Below are 4,916 nucleotides of genomic sequence, written 5' to 3'. Positions count from 1 at the left end.
TAACCGGGCGGAAACAGCACCAGCGTTTGCAGGGCGGTTCCGATGGGGCCTTCGGTGTCGAACAGAACCGATTGCGACATGCCGATGCCCGAGGGTTGCCAATGCGAGATCGACTGCGCGGCCAGCCAGTCCGACACCGGCTCTCGGTGGATGTTCACTGTCAGGTCCGTGTTCATGAAGCCCATTTCGCCTGCGGGCGCATTCCAGGAGATTCCGTTGCCGCAATCGGCCAGCGCACACAGGGATTGGATCGGCGACTGCGCCTCCCCCTGCAGCAGCTGCGGCGTGCGCATCCAGATCGTCTTGGGGCCCGGCCCGTGGGTGCTGCCCTCGGCGTAGAGCACCTCGGCGGAGTGGGCAAAGCCCGGCAGGTCGTGGCGCAACTGGTTCAGGGGGAAGGGCCCCGTGACCGCCGTCGTCAGATCGGGGGCGGGGATTGAGACATTGAGAACCGGCCCAAGATCACGGCGCGTCAGATGCATGGTGGTTGCCGTGGCGCAAAGCGTGTCGTCCAGATCATGCACCGTCACCCGCGTGGTCGCCAATGTCTTGGTGTGCCGCGTGGTTTCAGCCGCAACGCGAAGCCCGGCCAGAGGCTGAGGGCGCAGCAGGTCAACCGTCAGACGGGTCAGCATCTTCTCGGGCCCGATCTCGGTTTCCGCGGCGCGCACGATCAGCCCGCTGACCGGTCCGGCGTGGCAGTGATCGGCGGACCATGGCCCTCGGGCCGGGTCGTTGCCGACAAAGACGCCATCGTCGCGCTGGTGGAAATAGGGCGTGTTCGGATCGTCCAGCATGCGCGCCCTAAACCTTTTCCTGCGTGTGCTTTTTCAACTCGGCCCGCGCCACTTGCCGACGATGCACCGCGTCCGGCCCGTCCGCCAGCCGCAAAGTGCGCACATGGGTCCAGGCATTCGCCAGCGGCGTGTCCTGACTGATGCCTTGCGCCCCGAACATCTGCACCGCCTCGTCAATCACCTTCAGCGCGACCCGAGGGGCCACGACCTTGATCTGGCTGATCCACGGCGCTGCCGCACGTGCGTCGCCCTGATCCATGTACCACGCGGCCTTGAGGCACAGCAGACGGGCCATTTCGATCTCCATCCGGCATTCGGCGATGATGTCAAAGTTGGCCCCCAACTGCGCCAGCTTCTTGCCGAACGCCTCGCGCTGCAGCGACCGTTTACACATCTGTTCCAGTGCTGCCTCGGCCTGACCAATGGCGCGCATGCAGTGGTGAATGCGGCCCGGCCCCAAGCGGCCTTGGGCGATCTCGAACCCACGGCCCTCACCCAGCAACATATTCTCTGCCGGAACACGCACGTCTGTAAAACGGATATGCATATGGCCGTGCGGGGCATCATCGTGGCCATAGACCTCCATCGGGCGCAGAACCTCTACCCCTGCGGCATCGGCAGGCACCACGATCATCGACTGACGCTTGTGCTTGGGTTGATCCTCGCCGCCCGTGCGAACCATGACGATATAGACCTTGCAGCGCGGGTCGCCCGCGCCCGAGGACCACCATTTCTCGCCGTTCAGAACATAGTCATCGCCGTCCCGCATGCAGGACATCGCGATATTGGTGGCATCCGAACTGGCCACATCCGGTTCCGTCATCAGATAGGCGGACCTGATCTGCCCATCGAGCAACGGTTTCAGCCATTGCTCTTTCATCTTGTCCGTACCGTAGCGTTCGAACACTTCCATATTGCCGGTATCGGGGGCAGAGCAGTTGAACACCTCGGCCCCCAGCGGGGTTTTGCCCATCTCTTCAGCGAAATAAGCATATTCGACGGTGGTCAGGCCAAAGCCCCGCTCACTGTCGGTCAGCCAGAAATTCCACAACCCCTCGGCCTTGGCGCGGGCTTTCAGCCCTTCGAGGATCTCCGCCTGCCGGTCGGTATATTGCCAGCGGTCGCCTTTGTTGATCTCGGCCTGATACTCCTGTTCCAGTGGCATGACCTCATCCCGGATCATATCGGCCACCCGCTGCAAAAGGGCGCGGTTTTCCGCGCGCAGTCCGAATGTCATGGTCATCGCAAAATCCTCCTTGCGGGGCGGTCGGCGGGGTTTACCTTTGGCAAAAGGATGGCTTAGCTGCCGCCACAAATCCAGTTGAGTGACGGGACGTCACTTGACCCAAATGACAAGGGAGGAGCCTGATGGCCCTGTTGATCGACACTGGCCTGTCCGATTGGATGAGCGATGCCGAAATTGCCGAAAGCGTCCGCAATTCCGCCCCCGGTCTGGACGTGCGCACCCCCGAAAGTCTGGGCAACGCAGATGAGGTCACGATGATCGCCGTCGTGGGCCTGCGCGACGATCACCTGACCCAATTGCCCAATCTGCAACTGGTGCAAAAGCTGGGCGCGGGGGTCGAGACCATCCTCAGCCACCCGGCCCTGCCCGATCACATGCGCATCGCCCGCCTGAAACCCGACGCCCCGGCGCAGGGCATTGCCGAGTGGTTTCTGGCCTATATCCTGTGCACCCAGCGCAACATGGCGTTTCACGAAGCTGCCCAGCAACGCGCGGAATGGGCCCCCAAAGCCCCCATCTTTTCACCCGAAACCGTGGTTGGCGTGCTGGGTCTGGGCCATATCGGCGGGCGCACGGCGCGGATGCTACATGCGGTGGGCTTCAAGGTTCTGGGGTGGAGCCGTTCACCCAAGCAGATCGACGGGGTCACCTGTTATCACGGTGCCGACACCCTGTCCGAAACGCTGGGCCAATGCGATCATGTCTGCGCAATCCTGCCCTCGACCCCCGATACGATCGGGATGTTCGACGCGGCGATGCTGGCGCAGATGAAGCCTGGCAGCCAATTGCTGAACGCCGGGCGGGGTGATCTGATCGACGAGACCGCGCTGATCGCAGCGCTGGACCGCGGCACCCCCGGCCATGCGGTTTTGGATGTGACCTCGCAAGAGCCCCTGCCCGCGGATAGCCCGCTATGGCAACACCCGGGTGTCACCATCACGCCGCACGTATCAGGCTGGTATCTGGGCGACGCTTTGGCGGAGGTTGCGCAGAACTATCAGAACCTGACGGCGGGCACACCTCTGCTGCATGAGGTCGACAGGCTGCGCGGCTATTAAGGCGTCAGAATCCAGTTACCACTGGCATCCTTGCAGCGCCGGGTCCTGATCTCGCGCGTTTCTTCAGCCCCGGCGGGCTGTACGAAGTGCTGCAGGCTGACGCAATTGCCCTCCACCGCCCGCACCCGGATCGTGCCTTTCGATCCGGTGTCCTCGTTGACCCAGCTCCGCTCTTGTCCGACGCTGGGCGTGCCAGACGACAGCATCGCGTTCGAGGTCGCGCTGACCACTTCGAAATCCGCCGGGCTCAGCCCCATTTCCGCGATGATTCGCGACAGCGATTTGGCCTGAACGGCCCCAGCGGTGGCAATTGCCGCCAATGTAAGCAATGTGAATATGTTCCGGGCTTTCATAACCGCCTCGTCCTTGCTGAAATTCATCTACATATATGATTATACGGTACTGCAGGGGCAGCCAAGCCCACCTTCAAATTATCCCGAACAAACCTATCGTCAGCCCAGCGCTAGGCCCACCGTCCCGTTCGCTCCATAGTGCCATGAAATGTTGCTCCAAAGGTACAAGATGGCACATCCAACCTATTTCGCGCCCACCGGCGGGCATCCCGATCAGACCCAGCTTTTGACCGACCGCGCCATGTTTACCGAGGCGTATGCGGTGATCCCCAAGGGCACGATGCGCGATATCGTCACCAGCTTTCTGCCCTTTTGGGACCGCACGCGCCTGTGGGTTCTGTCCCGTCCCCTCAGCGGATTTGCCGAGACGTTTTCGCAATATATCATGGAGGTTCAGCCCGGCGGTGGCAGCGATCAGCCCGAAACCGATCCGCAGGCGCAGGGCGTGGTCTTCGTGGTCGAAGGCTCTGTAACCCTGACGCTGAACGAACAGACCCATGAACTGAGCGAAGGCGGCTATGCCTATATCCCGCCCGGCAGCGACTGGACCCTGCACAACCGCGCGGAGGTCACAGCCCGGTTCCACTGGGTCCGCAAGGCATATGAGGCCGTGCCCGGCCTGCCCGCCCCCGACCCCATCATCACCAATGAACGCGACATCGCCCCGATTGCCATGCCGGGCACCGAGGGCCGCTGGGCCACCACCCGCTTTGCCGACCCGCAAGACCTGCGCCACGACATGCATGTCAACATCGTGACCTTCGAGCCCGGCGGCGTCATCCCCTTTGCCGAGACCCATGTGATGGAACACGGGCTTTACGTGCTGGAGGGCAAGGCCGTCTACCGGCTCAATCAGGACTGGGTCGAGGTCGAGGCTGGCGATTACATGTGGCTGCGCGCCTTCTGCCCGCAGGCCTGTTACGCGGGCGGGCCGGGTCGGTTCCGCTATCTGCTTTACAAGGATGTGAACCGCCATATGCCGCTTTCCCTGTCGCGGCGTTAGGTTCAGGGCTTCACAGCGGCGGCTGAATCTGTTGAAATCAGGTATGATTTTCAGCACGGGGGATTTTTCGATGCGACTGCGCCTGACACCGCTGGCTCTGGCAACCGTGATTGGCCTGACGGCCATGCAGGCGGTGCCGGTTGTTGCCAAGGAAGCAACCAAATCCGTCCACGTCCTCAGCCGTACATGGGCGGTCACACAGGTCTCGGACGCGCCGGTCGTCTATCGGGCGACACGCGACACCAACAACCTCAACCCCTTTGGCCCGCCGCCGCGCACCCGCACCGCACAGGCCATCGCCGCGATCCAGAAGGCAACCGGGTGCAAGGTGATCTTTTCCAGCATGTACCAGAACATCTCGGGCCAGTTCTTCTCGCAGGTCAGTTGCGGGTCGTAACGCCCCCGATCCGGGATTGAGGTCACGCGGACAGCCTGCCATAGCTTGCGCATGAGAATAGC

Annotated in this window: 6 protein-coding genes; 3 read left to right on the top strand and 3 right to left on the bottom strand. The window is 62.5% G+C overall.

Annotation, left to right across the window (positions count from 1 at the left end; genetic code table 11):
- Together MPJ51_RS21470 and MPJ51_RS21465 are read right to left on the bottom strand one after the other, a co-directional pair.
- A partial coding sequence (locus tag MPJ51_RS21470; protein WP_298391062.1) for a thioesterase family protein occupies positions 1–797 on the bottom strand: 797 nt, incomplete at its 3' end.
- Between the two features lie 7 nt (positions 798–804).
- Complete coding sequence (locus tag MPJ51_RS21465; RefSeq protein WP_298391060.1) at positions 805–2,040, bottom strand: acyl-CoA dehydrogenase family protein; 1,236 nt, start codon at positions 2,038–2,040, stop codon at positions 805–807.
- Between the two features lie 125 nt (positions 2,041–2,165).
- Here MPJ51_RS21465 and MPJ51_RS21460 point away from each other — a divergent pair, with 125 nt between their 5' ends.
- Positions 2,166–3,101, top strand: a complete 936-nt coding sequence (locus MPJ51_RS21460; protein WP_298391058.1) for a glyoxylate/hydroxypyruvate reductase A — start codon at positions 2,166–2,168, stop codon at positions 3,099–3,101.
- On the opposite strand, the gene MPJ51_RS21455 is transcribed toward MPJ51_RS21460, so the two are convergent.
- Positions 3,098–3,454 (bottom strand): hypothetical protein, encoded by a 357-nt coding sequence (locus MPJ51_RS21455; protein ID WP_298391056.1) that lies wholly within the window; start codon positions 3,452–3,454, stop codon positions 3,098–3,100. The genes MPJ51_RS21460 and MPJ51_RS21455 overlap by 4 nt on opposite strands.
- A gap of 169 nt (positions 3,455–3,623) precedes the next feature.
- Between MPJ51_RS21455 and MPJ51_RS21450 the strand changes: the two genes are divergently transcribed.
- Positions 3,624–4,457, top strand: a complete 834-nt coding sequence (locus MPJ51_RS21450; protein ID WP_298391054.1) for a bifunctional allantoicase/(S)-ureidoglycine aminohydrolase — start codon at positions 3,624–3,626, stop codon at positions 4,455–4,457.
- 70 nt (positions 4,458–4,527) lie between these two features.
- Positions 4,528–4,854 carry a hypothetical protein gene (locus tag MPJ51_RS21445; RefSeq protein WP_298391052.1) on the top strand — a complete coding sequence of 109 codons (327 nt, stop codon included), beginning with the start codon at positions 4,528–4,530 and terminating at the stop codon, positions 4,852–4,854.
- Positions 4,855–4,916 lie beyond the last annotated feature (62 nt).

Origin of the sequence: Ruegeria sp., assembly GCF_028066395.1 — a bacterium.
Classification (GTDB): Bacteria; Pseudomonadota; Alphaproteobacteria; order Rhodobacterales; family Rhodobacteraceae; genus Ruegeria.
The sequence above is the reverse complement of the archived record's forward strand: the minus strand, read 5'-3'. Positions and strand labels throughout refer to the sequence as shown.

Coding starts and splice junctions, on each gene's coding strand:
- MPJ51_RS21455 (WP_298391056.1), bottom strand. CDS start 3,454: ATGAAAGCCCGGAACATATTCACATTGCTTACATTGGCGGCAATTGCC.
- MPJ51_RS21465 (WP_298391060.1), bottom strand. CDS start 2,040: ATGACCATGACATTCGGACTGCGCGCGGAAAACCGCGCCCTTTTGCAG.
- MPJ51_RS21450 (WP_298391054.1), top strand. CDS start 3,624: ATGGCACATCCAACCTATTTCGCGCCCACCGGCGGGCATCCCGATCAG.
- MPJ51_RS21460 (WP_298391058.1), top strand. CDS start 2,166: ATGGCCCTGTTGATCGACACTGGCCTGTCCGATTGGATGAGCGATGCC.
- MPJ51_RS21445 (WP_298391052.1), top strand. CDS start 4,528: ATGCGACTGCGCCTGACACCGCTGGCTCTGGCAACCGTGATTGGCCTG.